This window comes from Streptomyces sp. NPDC058864 (genome assembly GCF_042742985.1).
Lineage (GTDB): Bacteria > Actinomycetota > Actinomycetes > Streptomycetales > Streptomycetaceae > Actinacidiphila.
In genome coordinates this window covers 1-1,471 of sequence record NZ_JBHYMQ010000161.1, presented here as the reverse complement: position 1 = coordinate 1,471, position 1,471 = coordinate 1, and the positions used below count along the sequence as shown (strand labels likewise).

The following is a 1,471-nucleotide window of genomic DNA, read 5'->3' as shown; positions in this document are numbered from 1 at the left end:
CCCCGTTATGTTTTTCGCGGTCCTGCAATGGGGCCGCTGGCCTTCGGGCCCGGCATGACTGTTACCCCCTGTCGAACGGATGACCTGGGGGGTGGTGTCACCGGGCCCGAGGGGTGTCGTCGGAGACGCTGATCAGAGGCCCGACTACCGCCCGGCCGGGCGCAATGCCCGGCCGTATCCGGGCGGCAGGTCTGCATAACGTGGATGCGCGCGTACGACACCGACACGGGGGCCGGCACGGCAAGCGACCCGCTGGGGAGAGGGAAGCGATGACCTTCGACACCACCGACGTGGGCGTCTACCTGGGCCTGGACGTCGGCAAGAGCACACATCACGGCCACGGCCTGACCCCGGCCGGCAAGAAGGTCTTCGACAAGCCCCTGCCCAACAGCGAACCGAAACTGCGGGCGGTGTTCGACAAGCTCCGGGACAAGTTCGGCACGGTGCTGGTGATCGTGGACCAGCCCGCCTCGATCGGCGCCCTCCCACTGACCGTGGCCCGTGACGCGGGCTGCCAGGTCGCCTACCTACCGGGCCTTGCGATGCGCAGGATCGCCGACCTCTACCCGGGTGAGGCCAAGACCGACGCGAAGGACGCCGCGGTGATCGCGGACGCCGCCCGCACCATGCCCCACACGCTGCGCTGCCTGGAGCTGACCGACGAGGTCACCGCCGAGCTGACCGTTCTCGTGGGCTTCGACCAGGATCTGGCGGCCGAGGCCACCCGCACCTCCAACCGCATCCGGGGCCTGCTCACCCAGTTCCATCCCTCGCTGGAACGCGTCCTGGGGCCCCGCCTGGACCACCAGGCCGTCACCTGGCTGCTGGAGCGTTACGGATCTCCGAACGCCCTGCGCAAAGCTGGCCGCCGCAGGCTCGTCGAGGCCATTCGGCCCAAGGCCCCGCGCATGGCCACCCGGCTGATCGACGACGTTTTCGACGCACTCGACGAACAGACCGTCATCGTTCCCGGCACGGGCACCCTCGACATCGTCGTGCCTTCGCTGGCCAAGTCGCTGGCGGCCGTCCACGAACAACGACGAGCCTTGGAAGCCCAGATCGAGGCCCTGTTGGAGGCCCACCCTCTTTCCGAGGTCCTGACGTCGCTGCCCGGCGTCGGCGTCAGGACCGCCGCAGTCCTCCTGGTCACCATCGGCGACGGCAGCTCGTTCCCGAGCGCCGCCCACCTCGCCTCCTACGCCGGCCTGGCCCCCACCACCAGACAGTCCGGCACCTCGATCCACGGCGAACACGCACCCCGAGGCGGAAACCGGCAGCTGAAACGGGCGATGTTCCTGTCAGCGTTCGCCGCCCTCCACGACCCCGCATCCCGCACCTACTACGACAAGTGCCGAGACCGCGGCAAAACCCACACCCAGGCCCTGCTCCGACTCGCCCGCCACCGCACCAGCGTGCTGTTCGCCATGCTCCGCGACGGCACCCTCTACCAACCCAGAACCCCCCACCTCGC

The 1,471-nt window shown here is 69.3% G+C and carries 1 protein-coding gene; it reads left to right on the top strand.

The window, feature by feature from the left end; all coding sequences use genetic code 11:
- Window positions 1-269: 269 nt before the first annotated feature.
- Window positions 270-1,471, top strand: a 1,202-nt coding sequence (locus ACFW3D_RS42125; RefSeq protein ID WP_500513789.1) for an IS110 family RNA-guided transposase, incomplete at its 3' end; no start/stop codon positions are given.